At 63.7% G+C, this 18,410-nt stretch carries 13 protein-coding genes and 1 pseudogene; 7 read left to right on the top strand and 7 right to left on the bottom strand.

Translation table 11 applies throughout. The annotated features are described in order from the left end of the window. The first annotated feature begins 9 nt into the window (after window positions 1-9). Complete coding sequence (locus BLQ09_RS28535; RefSeq protein WP_027607927.1) at window positions 10-837, top strand: ABC transporter permease; 828 nt, start codon at window positions 10-12, stop codon at window positions 835-837. Further along, window positions 834-1,550 carry an ABC transporter ATP-binding protein gene (locus tag BLQ09_RS28530; protein WP_027607928.1) on the top strand — a complete coding sequence of 239 codons (717 nt, stop codon included), beginning with the start codon at window positions 834-836 and terminating at the stop codon, window positions 1,548-1,550. The genes BLQ09_RS28535 and BLQ09_RS28530 overlap by 4 nt, the downstream gene beginning before the upstream one ends. 315 nt (window positions 1,551-1,865) lie before the next feature. On the opposite strand, the gene BLQ09_RS28525 is transcribed toward BLQ09_RS28530, so the two are convergent. From BLQ09_RS28525 to BLQ09_RS28505, 5 genes are all read right to left on the bottom strand, one after another. Further along, a complete protein-coding gene (locus tag BLQ09_RS28525; RefSeq protein ID WP_027607929.1) occupies window positions 1,866-2,783 on the bottom strand; it encodes a DUF4880 domain-containing protein in 918 nt (305 codons plus the stop codon). Next, window positions 2,780-3,298, bottom strand: a complete 519-nt coding sequence (locus BLQ09_RS28520) for a sigma-70 family RNA polymerase sigma factor (protein WP_027607930.1) — start codon at window positions 3,296-3,298, stop codon at window positions 2,780-2,782. Before BLQ09_RS28520 ends, BLQ09_RS28525 begins: the two co-directional genes overlap by 4 nt. A gap of 91 nt (window positions 3,299-3,389) precedes the next feature. Next, a complete protein-coding gene (locus BLQ09_RS28515; protein WP_092359416.1) occupies window positions 3,390-4,007 on the bottom strand; it encodes an LbetaH domain-containing protein in 618 nt (205 codons plus the stop codon). 89 nt (window positions 4,008-4,096) lie between these two features. Next, complete coding sequence (locus tag BLQ09_RS28510; RefSeq protein ID WP_027607932.1) at window positions 4,097-5,542, bottom strand: mechanosensitive ion channel family protein; 1,446 nt, start codon at window positions 5,540-5,542, stop codon at window positions 4,097-4,099. Between the two features lie 189 nt (window positions 5,543-5,731). Then, window positions 5,732-6,598: a pirin family protein gene (locus tag BLQ09_RS28505; protein WP_092359414.1), complete on the bottom strand. Its 867-nt coding sequence runs from the start codon at window positions 6,596-6,598 to the stop codon at window positions 5,732-5,734. Between the two features lie 177 nt (window positions 6,599-6,775). Here BLQ09_RS28505 and BLQ09_RS28500 point away from each other — a divergent pair, with 177 nt between their 5' ends. Both BLQ09_RS28500 and BLQ09_RS28495 read left to right on the top strand, forming a co-directional pair. Next, the gene (locus tag BLQ09_RS28500) at window positions 6,776-7,519 is read left to right on the top strand and encodes a response regulator (protein ID WP_027607934.1); all 744 of its coding nucleotides are present in this window, start codon (window positions 6,776-6,778) and stop codon (window positions 7,517-7,519) included. Between the two features lie 20 nt (window positions 7,520-7,539). After that, window positions 7,540-8,859, top strand: coding sequence for a sensor histidine kinase (locus tag BLQ09_RS28495; RefSeq protein WP_175472338.1), 1,320 nt, complete (start codon window positions 7,540-7,542; stop codon window positions 8,857-8,859). Here BLQ09_RS28495 and BLQ09_RS28490 read toward each other — a convergent pair. Both BLQ09_RS28490 and BLQ09_RS28485 read right to left on the bottom strand, forming a co-directional pair. After that, on the bottom strand, window positions 8,856-10,796 hold the full coding sequence (locus tag BLQ09_RS28490) for a TonB-dependent receptor domain-containing protein (protein ID WP_092359411.1): 1,941 nt from the start codon (window positions 10,794-10,796) through the stop codon (window positions 8,856-8,858). The two genes, BLQ09_RS28495 and BLQ09_RS28490, sit on opposite strands and share 4 nt — an antisense overlap. 78 nt (window positions 10,797-10,874) lie before the next feature. Further along, on the bottom strand, window positions 10,875-12,080 hold the full coding sequence (locus BLQ09_RS28485; protein WP_092359409.1) for a multidrug effflux MFS transporter: 1,206 nt from the start codon (window positions 12,078-12,080) through the stop codon (window positions 10,875-10,877). Between the two features lie 100 nt (window positions 12,081-12,180). On the opposite strand from BLQ09_RS28485, the gene BLQ09_RS28480 reads away from it, so the two are divergent. From BLQ09_RS28480 to BLQ09_RS28470, 3 genes and pseudogenes are all read left to right on the top strand, one after another. After that, window positions 12,181-13,287, top strand: a complete 1,107-nt coding sequence (locus BLQ09_RS28480; protein WP_092359407.1) for an efflux RND transporter periplasmic adaptor subunit — start codon at window positions 12,181-12,183, stop codon at window positions 13,285-13,287. A gap of 2 nt (window positions 13,288-13,289) precedes the next feature. Then, window positions 13,290-16,372 (top strand): annotated as a pseudogene (locus BLQ09_RS28475) (efflux RND transporter permease subunit). A 110-nt stretch (window positions 16,373-16,482) separates the two neighbouring features. Further along, window positions 16,483-18,410, top strand: a 1,928-nt coding sequence (locus tag BLQ09_RS28470) for an RHS repeat domain-containing protein (RefSeq protein WP_175472337.1), incomplete at its 3' end; no start/stop codon positions are given.

The raw sequence follows: 18,410 nt of genomic DNA, 5'->3' as shown, positions 1-18,410 counted from the left end.
GGGCGCGCGATGACCAGCAAAAGCCAGGCATTGCCCCTTCCGGTCCCCGCGGTCAGCCAGCGCAGCGCCTGGCCACGACGGTTCAAAGGCCTGGTCCTGCCGGTGCTGATCCTGTTGATCCTGGAAGTGGTCGTGCGGGTGGGCTGGCTGCCGTCCTACCAGATGCCGGCCCCCAGCGAGATCGCCGTGACCCTCACCGACCTGGCCGAGGGCGCCTTGTGGAAACACATCAGCGCCAGCCTCGCCCGCGTGCTGCTGGGCTTTGCCATCGGCGCCAGCCTGGCCCTGGTGTTTGCCGCCTGGGTCGGTTTGAGCCGTGAAGCCGAAGCCTACCTGGAGCCGACCTTCGCCGGCCTGCGTTCGATCCCGAGCCTGGCCTGGGTGCCCTTGCTGCTGCTTTGGCTGGGCATCGATGAAACCTCGAAGATTGTGCTGATCGCCATTGGCGCGTTTTTCCCGGTGTACCTCAATGGCGTCGCGGCGATTCGCGATATTGATCGCAAGCTGGTGGAAGTCGGGCAAATGTACGGTTTCAGTCGCCGCCGCCTGGTGCGCCGGATCCTGCTGCCCGCGGCCCTGCCCGGCCTGTTCACCGGGCTGCGCAGTGGCTTGAGCCTGGCGTGGATGTTCCTCGTGGCGGCCGAACTGATCGCGGCGACCAAGGGTTTGGGTTACCTGCTCAGCGATGGGCGGGAAACCTCACGGCCCGACATTGTGCTGGCCGCCATCATCGTATTGGCGCTACTGGGCAAGGTCAGCGACGGCCTGCTCGCGGCGCTGGAGAAACGCTGCCTGGCCTGGCGCGACACCTTCACCGGCCAAGGAGCGGAACAATGAGTACGCAGCCGTTATTGGACATTCGGGTGGAGCGTAAAAGCTTTGCCAGCACCACCGTGTTGAAAGACGTACGCCTGGCCTTGCAGCCGCGCGAAGCGGTCAGCCTGCTGGGCCCCAGTGGCTGTGGCAAAAGTACCCTGCTGCGGATCGTCGCCGGGTTGGAAAAGGACTTCCAGGGCGAACTGCGCAGCCCTGACGGCGACGTGGCGTTCGTGTTCCAGGAACCGCGCCTGATGCCCTGGCTCACGGTGGAGCAGAACATTGGTTTCAGCGATGACAACCGCTACGACAGGGCCTGGGTCACACAATTGATCGAGGAAGTCGGCCTCAAGGGCTTCGCCCAGGCGCTGCCCAAGGCGTTGTCCGGCGGCATGGCACAGCGGGTGGCGATCGCACGCGGCCTGTATTCACGTCCGCAGGTGTTGCTGCTCGACGAACCGTTCAGTGCGGTGGATGCCTTCACCCGCATGAAGCTCCAGGACTTGCTGCTGCAACTGGCCGCGCACCACGCCATCGCCCTGTTGCTGGTGACCCATGATGTGGACGAAGCGCTGTACCTGAGTGACCGGGTGCTGGTGATGGACAACCGGCCCAGCAGCATCCGCCAGGAGCTGACGATCGACCTGCCGCACCCGAGGGATCGGCGTGATCCGTTGCTGGCCCGGCTCAAGGCGCGGGCCTTGACCGAGTTGCAGCGTGCCCACGTGATCTGAGGACTACTCGTAACCTGTGGCAATCCCGCTCACCACAATAAGCTTGCGCAAGCTCACCCGATAACGCATTCGAGATTGCACCTCCACGCCCCACGTGATCTGAGGACTACTCGTAACCTGTGGTGAGCGGGCTTGCCCCGCGCTGTGCTGCGAAGCAGACCCAAAACCAGGCGCTGCGGTTTACCTGACAGAACACAGGGAGCCTGATTGGGGCTGCTGCGCAGCCCAGCGCGGGGCAAGCCCGCTCACCACAGCAAGCCCGCTCAGCACAATAAGCTTGTTCACCGCAACAAGCAGGCAGGCCACAAAACCGCATCATGCCGCCTTGCGCAGGCTCACCCAATAACGCATTCGAGCTTGCACCTCCAGCCCCAGGGTCGAGGCCAGCAGGTTGAGGATGCGGTCGGTGTCATCCAGGCGAAAACTGCCGGTCACCCGCAGCGTTTCCAGGCTGGGATCCCAGCGCAATACGCCCGGACGATAGCGTTCCAGCTCGCGCAGAAAATCCCCCAGCAACTGGTTCTGTGCGGTCAACACGCCGTCGCGCCAGCCTAATTGCAGCACATCGAAGGGCACCGAGGCGCCAAGCCCGGCGGCTTTCAACGGCGCTTGCTGGCCCCCCTGCAATGTCGCCAGGTTTGCGCGCAAATCACGCACCTGCACCGTGCCCTTGAGCACCGACACCAGGCAGCCGGAAGGCAGTTGACGCACGCACACCTCGGCCTGGCTGACGAGCAATTGGCCGTAGCGGGTTTGCACCGTCATCGCCGCCGTACCCGGAACGTTCAGCGCCAGCTCACCGTCGACCAGGGTGATGCGCCGTTGTGCCAGGTCCACGTCTACGGCTGTAGCGGTATTGAGTTGCAGGCTGCCCCCCTCGGCCAACGGCAGGCGTTTGCGTTCGCCGGTAGCGGTGTGCAAATCGGCACGCCAGGCGTCGATGGGCAACTGGCGGCTGATCAGCCAGGCCGCCGGCACCAGCGCCGCCACCCCCAGGGCGCGCTTGAGCACGGCACGTCGCCCCGGTTGCGGGCGGTCGAGGCTGGCCATGGCGAGCGCCTGGGGCAAATCGCTGAAACGCTGGCGCAGGGTTTGGGCTCTTTGCCAGGTCTGTTCATGCTGGGGATGGCTGTCGCGCCAGTGCTGCAAGGCGGCGTGATCGCGCTCGGTGGCCGCGCCGGATTCGAGCAGCGCCAGCCACTGGGCGGCGGCGCGCGCGACGTCGCGGCTCACAGCTCCACCAGCAGGCAATGCTCGTAGGCCTGGGCCATGTAGCGCTTCACCGTACGTTCGGACACGTCAAGGCGCTCGGCAATCTCGCGGTAACCCAGGCCTTCCAGCTGGCTCCATAGAAACGCACGGCGCACCAGCACGGGCAAGCCGTCGAGCAATTCATCCAGGGCTTGCAGGGTTTCCAGCACCAGCCAGCGCTGTTCGGGCGACGGCACACAGGTGTCGGGCAAGGTGGCCAGGGCATTCAGATACGCCTGTTCCAAACTGCGGCGCTGATGAAAATTCACCAGCAGGCGCTTGCCCACCGTTACCAGGTACGCCCGGGGTTCCTGCATCTGCGCAATCGGCTGCGCACTGGCAAGCACCCGCAGGAACGTATCCTGGCTCAGGTCGGCCGCATCCCAGGCATTGCCCAGGCGCCGCCGCAGCCAGCTTTCCAGCCAACTGCGATGGTCACGGTACAAGCTCGATAGCGTCAGTTCAGGAGCGTGCGTGGGGACAACAGCATCATTCATGGCAACAACCTGCACGGCGCGATTGAGTCTCAAATGAGATTCATTCTATTTAATATCGTGCCGGGACACCATGATCTTTTCAACTTCGCGTTTATACCGACGCCTCGGCATCAAACACCCGCCCACGCCCCACGACACTGCCTGGCACCAACAGCGCCCCAGGCGCCAGCACCGCGTTAGCGCCGATCCGGCATTGATCCCCCAGCAACGCGCCGAACTTGTCGCAGCCGCTGCGCTGCAACACCCCGTCAACCCGTACCAGTACTTCCTTGTCGTCCCGCTCGTTGCGGTAGTTGGCGACGATACTTCCCGCCTCGAGGTTGACCCCATGGCCCAGCACTGAATCACCGACAAAGTTGAAGTGAGCCAGTTTGCTGCCGCTGAACATGAAGGTGGTTTTCAGTTCGGCGCCGGGGCCGATGATGCAGTGCTCATCCACCCAGCACCCACCGCGCAGCAGCGAGCCGCTGGCGATAAAGCAATGGGCGCCGATGATCAGGGGCGGCTTGAGCAAGGCACCGGGTTCGACGATGGCGGTACGCTGGATGGCGACTTCGTCGTGCACGCGGTAGTCGTCGGCCGGCAGTTCGGCGAGCATCTGACGAACAACGGCCGGCGCCTGGGCGACCAGGGCCCAGGGCGCCAGGCCGGCCCACGGGGCCAAGGGGGATTGAGCAAGGTTGGCGATGTAGTCGGCGAGTCGAATCAAGGTCGAGCCCTCACGTGGTCAGAGACAGTCAAGAAACCCACATTGGAGATCATTCGACCTCGAGTACAGCACTTCCAGGCCCTCGCCTCTCACAGACCGCGCTTGCGCAACCACTGCAAAAAGCCCTTTTTCACCGGCACCACCGGCGCTTCCTGGGTCAGGACCTGGGCGGCGTGCAGGCGGAAATCCAGCAGCGCCTTCATCGCCTCGCCGATGTCGTGACGCGCGTCCAGGCACGGTTTCAAGTATTCATTCTCGATGCGGTACAGCGTGCAGAAGGTCTTGGCGGAAAAGTCCGCCAGCGCGGCCTGGTCAGACAAGATCCCGGCCTCGCCAATCACTTCTCCCGGCCCCATGCGCCCGGCTTCGAATACATGGCCGCCCTTGGTCAACATCACCGAAACCACACCGGACTCGACGATAAACAAATGATCGCTGACCTCCCCCGCCGGCAGGATCATCTCGCCGGCGCGGTAGGTGTGCAGGGTCATGTTCTGGCTGAAGGTGTCTTTCTCTTCCTGGCGCAGGGTGGAGAAAATCGACGACCGCTCCAGCAACGCCCGCGCGGCGGACATGGCCGGCGGCGCGCTGCTTTCGGTGGCGGACAGCACAGCCACGCCCGCCGCCTGCAGGTGCCGGAACGCCAGGTCATAGAGCTGGTTGCGCACCTCGCGCTTGAGGGCCATGGCTGGCACGAAGCCGCTGATTTCATACTCCACGCCGCCACTGGCAGAGGTCTTGAACGCCACGCTCGGCGCCGGCTTGGCCAACAGTGGCCGGCACCCCTGCATCGCACGCTCCAGCGCCTCGATCACGGTTTGCGGGCGCGCATGGGGGCTGACCTGCAGGCTGACCGCCAGGCCGAACATATCCGCCGGGCGCGAAAAGTTGATGATCTTGGCCTTGGCCGCCAGGGAGTTGGGGATCACCGCCAGGCTGCCCTGGGAGGTTTGCAGGCGCGTGGCGCGCCAGTCGATGTCGGTGACCCGCCCTTCGGTGCCGTCGATGGAGATCCAGTCATCGATCTGATAAGGCTTGGTGGTGTTGAGCACGATCCCGGAAAACACATCGCTGAGGGTACTTTGCAACGCCAGGCCGACGATGATCGCCACCGCGCCGGAGGTGGCCAGCACGCCCTTGACCGGCAGGTCGAGCACGTAGGCCATGGCGGCGATGATCGCGATGAGGAAAATCACCGCGCCCATCAAGTCCTGCAACAACCGCCCGGTGTGGCCTACCCGCTGCATCATCACCGCGCCCAGCAACACCGTCAGCGTACGCGCCGCAAACAGCCACCAGCCGATCTGCAGGGCCGTGGCGGCCAAGTGCAAGGCGGTACTGTCGGCATAGGGCGCAAGTTGCATGGGGTTCATGCCGTCGTTGAACAGCACGGCACTGAACACGGCAAAAATCGCCAGTCGCGCAGCCAGCTTCCAATTGGCCAGGTCGGCAGAGATCAGGCGCCACACGGCGATGTCGATAAAGATCAGCGCCACGGCGCACAGCATCGGGTGATCAGCGATAAATGAGGGCATCCAGGAGACTCCAGGGCGAATGACGGGAAGATCGCATGAAATGCCGTTCCAGGGTATAGCGAAAAAAAGTGGGAGGAGGCTTGCCTCCGATAGCCGAGTGTCAGGTTGAACCTCTGTACCTGATCCACCGCCATCGGGGGCAAGTCGAATCGTCGCACCGCCCCTCCCACATTGGCCTTGTGGCCGACCTTAATCCTGCATCTGTCCGAAACGACCCGATTGGAAATCCGCAAACGCCTGGTGAATCTCCTGCTCGGTATTCATCACAAACGGTCCATGCCCAACGATAGGCTCGTCAATCGGTTCGCCGCTGAGCAGCAGGACCTTGGCGTCGTCGTTGGCCTCCAGGGTGAGTTGGCGGCCGTCGCGTTCGAATAACGCCAGTTGGCCTTGGCGTGCGACTTCTTCGCCATTGACCAGCACCGTGCCGCGCAGGATCACCAGGGCGGTGTTGCGCCCGGCGTGCAGGTCGAGGGTGACGGGCTTGCCGGCGTTGAGGCGCAGGTCCCACACATCGATCGGCGTAAAGGTGCGCGCCGGGCCCTGGGTGCCGGCGAATTCACCGGCGATCAGGCGCAGGTGGCCGGCGTCGTTGGCCAGGGGCAGCAAGGGGATATCGCCGTCGACGATGGTCTGGTAGCCCGCGTCGGCCATTTTGTCCTTGGCGGGCAGGTTGACCCACAGTTGCACCATCTCCAACGCACCGCCGCTGCGGGCGAAGGCGGCGGAGTGGAATTCCTCGTGGAGGATGCCCTTGGCGGCGGTCATCCATTGCACATCGCCCGGGCCGATTTTGCCGCCGGCGCCGGTGGAGTCGCGGTGTTCGACTTCGCCATCGTAGACGATGGTCACGGTTTCAAAACCGCGATGGGGGTGCTGGCCGACGCCGCGACGCTGGTCTGTCGGGGCAAAATCGGCCGGGCCGGCGTGGTCCAGGAGCAGGAATGGGCTGATGTGCTTGCCCATCGAGTCGTAGGAAAACAGCGTACGCACGGGGAAGCCGTCGCCGACCCAATGGGCGCGAGGGCTGGTGTAGATGCCGATGAGTTTTTTCATGGTAGTCCTCCAAAGTGCATACACCTTAAAACTCGCAGCAATTCGGCGCTAGACGGTAAAAAAAACCTTGATCGTCCTACCGACAGGACGATCTACGGCGGCATCCTCACAAAACAGCGTTAATGATAATGACTCGTAGTAATATCCACCCTCTCCCGCTCAACCCTCGAGGCTGCAATGCCGTTTGCCCCTGCGCCTGCCGCACCGCGCGTACTGGTGGTGGATGACCACCGCAAGATTCGTGAACCCCTGGCCACGTACCTGCGACGTTACACCTTTGAGGTGCGCACCGCTGAAGACGCGGCCGGCATGTGGCAATTGCTCAAGACCCAGGCGTTCGATGTGGTGGTGCTCGACGTGCTGCTGCCGGATGGCGATGGCTTTGAGTTGTGCAACCAGTTGCATCGGCGCAGCAACACCCCGGTGATCCTGCTGACCGCCCGCGACACTGCCGCCGACCGCATACGCGGCCTGGACCTGGGTGCCGACGATTACGTCACCAAGCCGTTCGAGCCCCGGGAGCTGGTGGCGCGTATCAACAGCGTGCTGCGTCGTCAGGGCCGCGCTACCGGCCCCACCGCGCCCGGCGCCGGCGCACGGGCCTATGAGTTTGCCGGCTGGCACTTCAGTGTGACCAGCGCCACCTTACGCCGCGATGCCCACCCCGACATCCAACTCAGCACCGCTGAAAGCCGGTTGCTGCAGGTGTTCCTCGCCCACCCCAACACCCTGCTGCCCCGCGAACGCTTGATCGACCTCACCGCCGCCGCCGACAGCGATGTCAGCGACCGCGCCATCGACCGGCAAGTCAGCCGCCTGCGCCGCAAGCTGGCCCAGGGCGATGCGGCGCCGGAACTGTTGCGCACCATCTGGGGCGGCGGTTATCTATTGGCCGCCGAGGTCAGCGAATGCACGCCCTGAACCGGCTGTGGCCGCGCACCCTGGCACGGCAATTGAGCCTGTTGTTGTTGCTGGCACTGCTGGCGTCGAACGCCATTGCGATGTTGTTTTTGCAACGCACCGGCAGCCTGATCCACCCGCTGTCGCGCAGTTTCAGCCTGGAACGCCTGGGGATTGCCCATCACACGGCAATCGACCTGACCCCAGGTGAAACCGCGCACCTGCTGGCCGGCATGAGCACCGACGACACGCGCTTCTGGATCGGCCCCACGCCGGAGGTGGCGCCGTTTGCGCAACGCCCGGAAGAACAGCGCCTGGCCAACGAGCTGCGCCGCCAATTACAGCTGGATAACAGCGCCGCCATTGGCATGCAGTTGGAACGCATCAGCGGCGCCGACGCCCGCACCCATGTGTTCAGCCCCGCCGGCTGGGCGCCGTTGCGCCTGCGCAGCAGCGTGCCGCTGCCCAACGGTACCTACCTGAATGCCGTGCAATACCCCGCCGGCGCCTATGAGTGGGGTCGCGTCCTGGCCTACAGCCTGCCGGTGACCACACTGCCGGTGCTGCTGATCGTGATGTTTTTCATTGCCCGCGTGGTGCGCCCGATCAAGACCCTGGCCCAGGCCACCGAACGCGTCAGCCGTGGTGAATGGATCGCCCCGCTGGCGGAAACCGGCCCACAGGAAGCCCGCGACCTCACTGCCGCCTTCAACACCATGCAGGTCAACCTCGCACGGCATGTCGAAGGGCGCACGCGGATGCTCGCAGCGGTCAGCCATGACTTGAATACGCCGATCACCGAACTGCGCCTGCAAGTGGAGTTGCTGGAGTCCGGCGCAGCCCGCGATGACATGCTCGAAAGCCTCGGGGAACTGAGTGCGATGGTGCGTGAAACCCTGGATTTCGTGCGCGACGACGCGGTGCAGGAAGCGACTGCCACGCTTTCGTTGAGCGACTTGCTGGATGACCTGGCCAAGCGTTACCAACGCCTGCGACAGCCCGTCACCTGGGCCGGCGCACCCGCGTTGCTGCTGACCTGCCGCCCGCTGGCGCTCAAGCGCGCACTGACCAACCTGATTGACAACGCCCTGCGCCATGCCGGCGACGCCGACCTGAGCCTGGCGCGCGAGGACAACGGTTGGCTGCGCATCGAGATTCTCGACCACGGCCAAGGTCTACCCGAGGCGTGGTTGAGCAAAGTCTTCGAGCCCTTCGTACAACGGGGTGTCAGTGACGGCGGCGTGGGGCTGGGCCTGGCGATCGCACGCTCGTGCATCCAGGCCCATGGCGGTGAACTGGTCTTGGAGAATCGCCCACCGGCCGGCCTGTGCGCGGTGGTGCGATTGCCCACAGCGCTCTAGAAGTTGAGCGTGGCGCCCATCCACAGGGTGCGGCCGTAGTTCACCGTGCCATAGGTTTCATCGTCCAGGCGCTTGTCGGTGAGGTTGTTGAGGGAGGCGTTGAGGGTCAACGAATCGCTCACGTCATAGGAGCCGCCCAGGTCGGCGGTGGTGTAGCCCGGCGCCGGTTCGTCGGTGGTGATGGTGTTGCCGGTTTCCTCGCCGTAGTAGCTCAGCGAGGCCCAGGCCTGGGTGCGATCGTTAATAGTCCACTCGGTACGCACATTGGCTTTTTGCTCAGGGGTGAGGGCCAGGGGCGCACCTTTGTTGGCACCGCTTTTCTGCTCGGAGTCGGTGTAGGTGTAGTTGGCCTTGAGCAGCACGCTGGGGTTGATGTCCCATTGGCCGTTGAGCTCAACGCCCTGGATGATCGCCTTGTCGACGTTGACCCGCTCCATGATGGTGTAGCCGTTCCAGCGCCGGTCGGTGGTGACGGTGGAAAGCTTGTCCTGGAAGTCGTTGTAAAACAGCGTCACGCCGCCGGACAGGTTGTCGCGGTTGCTCCACAGCGCCGAGACTTCGTAGTTGGTACTGGTCTCGGGCTTGAGGTCCGGGTTGCCGAACATCACGAAGCGGTTGCGGCGCAGGTAGGCGTAATCCTCGACGACCGCACGCAGCTCGGGGGCCTTAAAGCCACGTGCAACACCGCCCTTGAACGTCCACTGCTCGGTGGCGCGCCACACCCCGTAGACCCGTGGGCTGAGGTGGGCGCCGTACTCTTCGTGCTCATCCAGGCGCAGGCCGGTGGTCAGGGCGAAGCTGTCGGTCATCGACCACTCGTTTTCCGCGAACAGGGCTTTTTGCACCACCGAGAATTTATAGTCGACGCGGTCACCGAGGCCCTGGTTCCAGTCGGTCAGCTCGCTTTTATTCCATTGCACGCCCACGGTGCTGACGTTGTGGGCGGTGGGCACCACCAGCTTGGCGTCGAACACGCTGTTCTTGATCTCGGGTTTGCGCCCGTAGATGTCAGTCTGCGCCGGTGTCGCCTTGCCTTCACGGCTGGAGGTTTCCTGGGACAAGGCAATGTCCGAGGTGGCCCAGCCCCAGCGGCCCTGATGGGACAGCGACCAGTGATCGCGGTTGTTTTCCTGTTCGCGGGTGGCCCAGTTGGCGCTCATGCCGTCGCCATTCTTCAAGCGCGTGGCGCCGGCTTCCAGCAGGATGTCGTGGTCGATAGTGGGGGTGAAGGCCAGGCGCGCGGTGAGGTCGCGGTGGTCAGCCTTGCTGAAGCCATTGGTCTGCTCGATGTCGTCATCGGCCTGGCGGTCCAGGTAGCGGCCCCACACCTGCAAACCGAGGAAATCTTCCTTGAGCGGACCACTGAGGTAGAACTGGGTCTGGCGTGCATTACCCTGGTCGCTGTGCTGGCGCGCCGAGTAGTCGTACCCGACGGAGCCGCCCCAGGTCGGTGAGACCTTGCGCGTGATCACGTTGATCACCCCGCCGATGGCATCCGAGCCGTACAGCGACGACATCGGCCCGCGCACCACTTCAATCCGCTCGATGGCCGCAGCGGGTGGCACGAAGCTCTGTTCATAGCCACTGTTGCCGTTGACCCGCGATTCCCGCGCACTCTGGCGCTTGCCGTCGACCATGATCAGGGTGTAGTCGGCCGGCATGCCACGGATGGAGATGTCGGTTTCATTCGCACCGCCGTTGACGGTGACGCCTTCCACGTCTTTAACCGCGTCGCCGAGGTCGCGGTAGGACTTGCGACGCAGCGCCTCGCCATCGATCACGGTGACCGAGGCCGGCGCGTCTTCCACGCTTTGCGCAAAACCGGATGCAGTCACCACTACATCATTGAGTTCCAGTGCAACAGGCTCATCGGCGTGGGCATGAAGACTGGCGGCCACCAGCAGGGCCAGGGGCGAGAAACGAAAAGCAGGCAGCATGGGCGAAGACCTTCGGATTAGACTCAAAAGAGAATCGTAATCATCCAGCCCCGAATAACTTGGACAAAGTGTGACAACTCAAGCCGCCGCGACCTCCGCGGTACGGCGCTCACGCAACAGATGGAAGGCCACGAAGGCCGTCACGGCAAAACACGCCTGGATCACGATCATCGGTGTGGCACTGCCGTCGCGCAGATGGCTCAGTAACAGGCCGCTGCAGGTCGCGCCGAACATCTGCGCAAAGCCCATCAAGCCCGCCGCCAAACCGGCGCGGTGAGCGTTGGGCATGACCCCTCCGGTCACCGACCCGGGCAATACCAGGCCGCCGCCGAGGGTCGCCAGCGCAATGGGAATATCCAGGCCCAGTACCGACAGGCCAAACAGCGCATAAATCACCAGTGCGGCAATCCCGCCCATGGCCACCAGCGTCACGCCCATCGCCACAATCCGTTGCGGCCCCAGGCGCTGGATGTTGCGTCGGGTGTAGGTGGAACCGATGATCAGCATCGACACGATCAGGCCAAAATTGATGCCGTACTCCAGGCTGCTCAAGCCCAGCAGATTGATATACACCGCCGAGGAACCGGCGATCACCGCGAACATGGCGCCATAGGTACACGCCAGCGCCACGGCGAACGCGCGGTACGGGCGGCCCTTGAGCAGGTCCAGGTATTGCCCGCCGAGGGTGCGCCAGTGGCCGGCCTTGGGGTCGAGGAAGTGGTTGCTCTCGCGGAAGAACAGCAGCGCCAGCAGCAACACCCCACTGCCAATCGCCAGTGCCAGCAGGATCGGCGCACGCCAGCCCAGCAGCTTGATCAGCAGGCCGCCGACCATCGGTGCGACGACGATGGCGTACAGCATGCCGATCATGGTCAGCGCCAGCGCCGGCCCCGCCTGGGCCTTCCACACGTCACGCACCACGGTGCGCGCCAGTACCAGCGCAGCGCAGGCGCCGAGGCCTTGTACGACGCGAGCGGCGATAAATTGCTGGATGTCATTGACCAGCAGCATCGACAAGGTCGCCAGCACATACAGCAGCAGCCCGCCGATCAGCACCGGACGGCGGCCGATACGGTCCGACAGCGGGCCGAACAGCAGTTGCCCCAGGCCAAAGGCGGCGACAAACGCCGACAGTGCCATCAACGCCGAACCCGGTGGCGCCAACAGGGCATGCTCGATCAGACCCAAGCCTGGAATGATCAATTGGGTCGAGACTTCACCCAGCGCCGTCAAGGCCACCAGTAAAAACAACAAGCTTCGCGATGGGGCCGGGGCGTTCGACATGGGGATTATCCGGGGCTGGTTTTATTTATATTTCGACCATAATATGCGTGAAAAATTATGTCCATAATTTTTTGCCCACTGGTCATCCCCGGAGCCCGACATGATCCCTCTCCCCTCGCGCCTTCTCACGCCCCTGGCCGTGTTGATCGTCCTCAGCGGCTGCAACAGCCAGGCCGACACCACCGCCCAAGCGCCGCAACCGCGTCCGGTACTCGCCGCCAAGGTCGACGCCGCCGGAACTCAGCAAAGCGCCTATACCGGCGTGGTGGCTGCACGTACGGAAAGCGACCTGGGCTTCCGGGTCGGCGGCAAGGTCATCGAACGCAAGGTCGACCCCGGCCAGCATGTCTCCCGTGGCGACACCCTGCTGGTGCTGGACATCGGCGACTTCGAGCTCGCCCTGCGTTCGGCGAAAAACCGCGTCAACGCCGCCCAGGCCCAGCTGCGTCAGCGCCGCGACGATGAAAACCGCTACCAGCGCCTGTCCAGTACCGGTGCGGTGTCACGGCAGATCTTCGACCAGTCGGCCACCAACCTGCGCGTGGCCGAGGCCGAGTTGGCCGCGGCGCAATCCGACGCCAGCCAGATCGAGAACCGCCGCACTTATTCGGTGCTCAAGGCCGATGGCGACGGCATCATCACCGACGTGCGGGTGGACCGCGGCCAAGTGGTCGCCGAAGGGCAAGTCGTCGCGCGCCTGGCCCATGACGGCGCCCGCGAAGCCATCGTCAACCTGCCGGAAAACCAGCGCGACCAGGCCGCGCAAAAAGCCCTGGCCTTCCCCTTCGGCGCCCCGGACCAGGCAGTGACGGCGACCTTGCGCGAACTGTCGGCCAGCGCCGATCCCACCACCCGCACCTACCGCGCCCGTTATGTACTGCACGGTAACGTCGAGCGCTTCGCCCTCGGCTCGACCATCACCGTGCGCCTGCAAGGCAATGGCCAGGCACAACAAACCCGCGTACCGATCGGCGCCTTGCACGATGCAGGGCAAGGCACCGGTGTGTGGTTGATCGGCGCGGATGACAAGGTCAGCTTCGCCGCCGTCAAGGTCGCCAGCCTCGGCCAGGAAGACGCCCTGCTCGACAGCGGCGTGAACCCCGGCCAGGTCGTCGTCGCCCTCGGTGCGCACCTGTTGCACAGCGGCGACGCGGTGCGCCTGCTGCCCGCCCAGGTGCTGGCCCTCAACCGCAAACAGGACCAATGAGCATGCGCGGTATCAACCTCTCGGAACTGGCGGTCAAGCACCGCGCAGTCACGCTGTTTTTGATCATTGCGATCCTCGCCGCCGGGATCTTCTCGTTCGGCAAACTGGGACGCGCCGAAGACCCCTCGTTTACCGTCAAGGTCATGACCATTACCGCCGCCTGGCCCGGCGCCACTGCCCAGGAGATGCAGGAGCAGGTGGCCGACCGCCTGGAGAAGCGCCTGCAGGAACTGGACTACTACGACCGCGTCGAGACCATCGCCCAGCCGGGCTTTGTGTCGATGCGCATGACCTACAAGGAGTCCACGCGCCCCAGCGAAATCCAGGAGCTGTTCTACCAGACGCGCAAAAAACTCAGCGATGAAGCCGCGAGGCTGCCCAGCGGGGTGATCGGGCCGTTCTTCAACGATGAATATTCCGATGTGTACTTCGCCCTGTACGCCCTGGAGGCCGAGCACTTGCCCCATCGGCAACAGGTGCAGATGGCCGAGGAGTTGCGCCAGGGCTTGCTCAACCTGCCGGGGGTGAAGAAGGTCAATATCCTCGGCGAGCAGGCGCAGCGGATCTTCGTCGAGTTCTCCTATGAGCGCCTGGCGACCCTCGGGATCAAGCCGGAGCAGATCTTCGCCGCCCTCGCCGCACAGAACGCCGTGGCCCCGTCAGGTTTTGTCGAAACCGCAGGCGCGCGCGCCTATATCCGTATCGACGGTGCCTTCGACAGCCTGGCGCTGATCGAAAACGTGCCCCTGGAAGTCAACGGTCGCGTGCTGCGCATTGCCGATGTGGCCAGCGTCAGCCGCGGTTATGAAGACCCGCCCAGCTACCGCATCCGCCACCAGGGCGACCCGGCGCTGATGCTCGGCGTGATCATGGAAAAGCACTGGAACGGTCTGGAGCTGGACAAAAGCCTCAAGGCCGAGGAAGCCCGGATCCAGGCGGACCTGCCGTTGGGCGTGAACTTCGCCAAAGTCTCCGACCAGGCGAAAAACATCAGCCTGGCGGTGAATGAATTCATGCTCAAATTCTTCGTCGCCCTGGCGGTGGTGATGATCATCAGCCTGTTGGCCCTGGGCTTTCGCGTCGGCCTGGTGGTGGCGGCGGCGGTGCCGCTGACCTTGTCGGTGGTGTTTGTGATCATGCTGCTCACCGGGCGTGAGTTCGACCGCATTACCCTGGGCGCGCTGATCATTTCCCTGGGCCTGCTGGTGGATGACGCCATCATCGCCATTGAGATGATGGTGGTGAAACTGGAGGAAGGTTTTGACCGGATTCATGCGGCCACCTTCGCCTGGAGCTCCACGGCGGCACCGATGCTCACCGGTACGCTGGTGACGATCATCGGTTTTCTGCCGGTGGGGTTTGCACGGTCCGGTGCGGGGGAATACGCCGGCAATATCTTCTGGATCGTCGGCTTTGCGCTGATCTCGTCCTGGCTGGTGGCGGTGGTGTTCACGCCGTACCTGGGCGTGAAGTTGCTGCCGCAGATCAAACCGGTGCCCGGTGGCCACGACGCGATTTATGCCGGGCGCTATTACCAGAAGCTGCGTGATTTGGTCGAAGCCTGCGTACGCAGGCGTTGGCTGGTGACCGGGTTGGTGATCGCTGCCTTTGTACTGTGCGTACTGGGCATGGCCGTGGTGAAGAAACAGTTCTTCCCCAACTCCGACCGGTCCGAGCTGATTCTTGAGGTGTATATGCCGCCCGGCAGTGCCTTCAAGAGCACCGAGGCGGTGGCGGCGCAGCTGGAAAAGGCGCTGCTGCAAGAGCCGCAGACCAGCATGGTCGACACCTATGTGGGCGGTGGTGCACCGCGTTTCTTCCTGTCGCTGAACCCCGAAATGCCGGACCCGGCGTTTGCCAAGCTGATCGTGCAGACGCCGGACTCTCACGCCCGCGACACCTTGAAGCTGCGCATGCGTGAGCGAATTGCGGCCGGTGAGTTTCCGGCGGCGCGGGTGCGGGTCACCCAACTGCTGTTCGGTCCGCCAGTGCCCTTCCCGGTGGTGTTCCGCGTGTCCGGCCCGAATGTGGAGGTGCTGCGCGGGGTGTCCGAGGACGTGCGCAAGGTCGTTGCCGCCAACACGCTGACCAAGGACGCCTTTCTCGATTGGGGCGAGCGCACCAGTGGTTATCGCCTGGTGCTGGATCAAGACCGCCTGCGCCTGCTGGGCTTTACCCCCAACGAGGTCAAATCCCAGCTCAACGCCTTGCTCAGCGGCAACCCGATCACCGAAGTGCGTGAGGGCAACCGCACCGTGTCCGTGGTCGCCCGGGCCAAGGGCAACCAGCGCGAGAACCTCGGCAACCTCAACAACATGACCCTGACCAACAGCGCCGGCACGTCGGTGCCCCTGGCCCAGGTCGGGCAGTTCCAGGCGGTGATGGAGGAACCGATCCTCAAGCGCCGCAACCGCGCGAGCACCGTGGAAGTGCGTGCCGACATCATCGACGGCGTGCAACCGCCCGACGTGGAAATGGCCGTGTACAAAGACCTGCAACCGCTGATCGCCCGGCTGCCGGCCGGTTACCGGATCGACATCGGCGGCCCGGTGGAAGAAAGCGCCAAGGCCAACGTGGCGCTGGCGGCGCTGTTCCCGATCATGATCCTGCTGACCCTCACGGTGATCATGTTCCAGGTGCGTTCCTTCGGCGTGATGTTCATGGTCTTCGCCACCGCGCCGCTGGGCTTGATTGGCGCGGTGCCGACCTTGCTGCTGTTCAACCAGCCGTTCGGGTTCAACGCGATCCTGGGCTTGATCGGGATCGGCGGGATCCTGATGCGCAACACGTTGTCTTTACCGACCAGATCCGCCAGAACCAGGAACATGGCATGGCGATCCACGCGGCGATTGTCGAGGCCACGGTGCGGCGCGCGCGGCCGGTGATATTGACCGCGCTGGCGGCGGCGCTGGCGTTTATTCCGCTGACGCTGTCGGTGTTCTGGTCGTCCCTGGCATTCGTGCTGATTGGCGGGGTGCTGGTGGGCACGGTGTTGACGCTGTTGTTTCTGCCGGCGCTGTGCAGCCTGGTGCTGGGGCGGGAGAAGACAAAAATTGTCGAAACGCCCCACGTAAGCGCCGGATAAGCGCTACTCCCCTGCCCTGAAAACCGCTGCAAAGTCCCTCGCCTGAATACACAGTGCGAGGGATTGCAGATGGTGGTTTTCGTTAAGGCCCCGGTTGACGGGGCTGTTTCATGATCGAGGTGACCCGCCAAGCCATTGGCTACCTGGTGCTGGCCGCCATGGATTCAAAGACGCGGGACGTCGAATCCGTTCTCAGCGACTTCGGGCGCTGCCTCAATACCTACGAGACCTGGGCGGAAAGCTTCTTTAGCTTTTCGGCCCTGGATATCGAACAGGTCTTCAAGGTCGGGGATGACGTGGCGCTCGTCGCGCCGATCAACCGCGCCATCCTTCCCAGCAGCACGACCGCAATGTGCCAGGCAAACGGCACGTTGACCCTGGTGCATATGTTCCAGAGCGCTCGGTTCGTGCCCATTGGCAATACGCCCGTGATGGTGCAACGCATCGATCCAGAGGGCGGTCCCCTGGGCGAGCCGATCCACAGGACCATCGGCCCCAGCGGCATCCTCGAAATCACCGAGTGTGATCGCAACCAACAGTACCGGATCAGCTTCTACCCCAACGTCTCCAAAGACCATTTCAAGGCGCTGTATGCCTCTTATCAGTCGGTTATCGCCCCGCTGGACGCTTGGTTGCGCAGTGAATGGGAGACCATCTTCGAACCGTTGTGGAAGGGTTACGCCGAAGCCAGCCTCCCCAAGCGTTACCTCGCCCTGCATCAAGCCTACGCCCGCGGCTTCGGCGAAGCGCTCTACTCGCTCTGGGACACTGTCAAGCAGCTGTTCCAGTGGCTTGGCGAACCGTTGGCCTATGCCGAACAACTGCTGCACTACCTGTCAGCGGACGAGCTTGAAAAGCTGCTGAGCCTCGGCGCCGACACCCTCGCCAAGGGCTTGTTGGTGCTCAGCGACGAGCCGCTGCTGTTCATCCATCTGTCGGCAATGGTCAGCTGGATGCGCCTGTTGCCGCCGCCCTATATGAACGAGTTGCTCGGGGAAATCAGCGCCGACGTATTGATCAACTTGTTGCTGTGCCTCGCCACTGCAGGGATGGGGATGGCGGTTCGAATAAGTACCAACGTGCTGGGCGGCATCAAGTCTCAACGCGCGCGCCGATGGTTGGAACGCATGGCGGGGCAGTTCGGAAAATCGCCCATGGATGAGCATGTCGAGCTCGCCAGACCGGTTCTGCTGGGTGGCCCTGAAACGTCGATCAAGACCATTCCGGTGGCGCCGTTGAAGGCTGGGGAGCATGTGGTTTCGAACCCGGTGCCGGCGGTTCGTAACAAGACACAGAAGACCGCGTTGGTAAGGCAGGAGCCTGTCGATGATGTGCCGGTTTCAGGGAAGAACCCGAACGGAGATGCGGCGGCCCCTTCGGATAAGACCGTCACCAACGGCTGCCCGGTGTCGATGGTTACCGGGGAGGAATTGCTCACCCTCACCGACGGCACGTTGGATGGAATCTTGCCGTTCGAGTGGACACGGTTGTACCGCACCAGTGCGGTGGAAGTGGATGGCGGGTTGGGGTTTGGCTGGAGTCATTCGCTGGCGCATCGGCTTGCGGTGTCGGGCGATTCGGTGGTGTGGACGGACCATGAGAACCGCTCGATTGGGTTTCCACTGCCGACTGTTGCTCGACCCGCCATCACCAATAGTTTGGCCGAAGCCGCGATCTATTTGGGCGCGTCGCCGGATGAACTGGTGTTGGCCCAGGCGTCGCGGTTTTATCACTTTCGCGACGGTGTGCTGGTCTCGATCAGTGATGCGTACGACAACCGGCTGCGGATTTCTCGGGATTTTCTGGGGCGGATTGAGCGGCTGGATAACGGTGCGGGGTGTGCGCTGTTCCTGCGCTATGCGTCGGCACGCATCGTCGCGGTGGACTACCAGGTGCAGCGGGCCGAAGGCCGTGGCCCGTATGTCTGGATTACCGAGCAGACCGTCGTTTCCTACGCCTATGACGACGCTGGCCGACTGGTCTCGGCGACCAATGCGGTAGGTGAAAGCGAGGTTTATCGCTACGACGATCAGCACGT

The organism is Pseudomonas sp. NFACC25, from assembly GCF_900100935.1.
GTDB lineage: Bacteria > Pseudomonadota > Gammaproteobacteria > Pseudomonadales > Pseudomonadaceae > Aquipseudomonas > Aquipseudomonas marginalis.
Note: the sequence above shows the minus strand (reverse complement) of the source record. Positions and strands in the feature narration are given on the sequence as shown.

Excerpts from the sequence above, each read along its gene's own strand:
- BLQ09_RS28535 (WP_027607927.1), top strand. The coding sequence starts at position 10 with ATGACCAGCAAAAGCCAGGCATTGCCCCTTCCGGTCCCCGCGGTCAGC.
- BLQ09_RS28530 (WP_027607928.1), top strand. The coding sequence starts at position 834 with ATGAGTACGCAGCCGTTATTGGACATTCGGGTGGAGCGTAAAAGCTTT.
- BLQ09_RS28520 (WP_027607930.1), bottom strand. The coding sequence starts at position 3,298 with ATGAATGATGCTGTTGTCCCCACGCACGCTCCTGAACTGACGCTATCG.
- BLQ09_RS28510 (WP_027607932.1), bottom strand. The coding sequence starts at position 5,542 with ATGCCCTCATTTATCGCTGATCACCCGATGCTGTGCGCCGTGGCGCTG.
- BLQ09_RS28505 (WP_092359414.1), bottom strand. The coding sequence starts at position 6,598 with ATGAAAAAACTCATCGGCATCTACACCAGCCCTCGCGCCCATTGGGTC.
- BLQ09_RS28500 (WP_027607934.1), top strand. The coding sequence starts at position 6,776 with ATGCCGTTTGCCCCTGCGCCTGCCGCACCGCGCGTACTGGTGGTGGAT.
- BLQ09_RS28490 (WP_092359411.1), bottom strand. The coding sequence starts at position 10,796 with ATGCTGCCTGCTTTTCGTTTCTCGCCCCTGGCCCTGCTGGTGGCCGCC.
- BLQ09_RS28485 (WP_092359409.1), bottom strand. The coding sequence starts at position 12,080 with ATGTCGAACGCCCCGGCCCCATCGCGAAGCTTGTTGTTTTTACTGGTG.
- BLQ09_RS28480 (WP_092359407.1), top strand. The coding sequence starts at position 12,181 with ATGATCCCTCTCCCCTCGCGCCTTCTCACGCCCCTGGCCGTGTTGATC.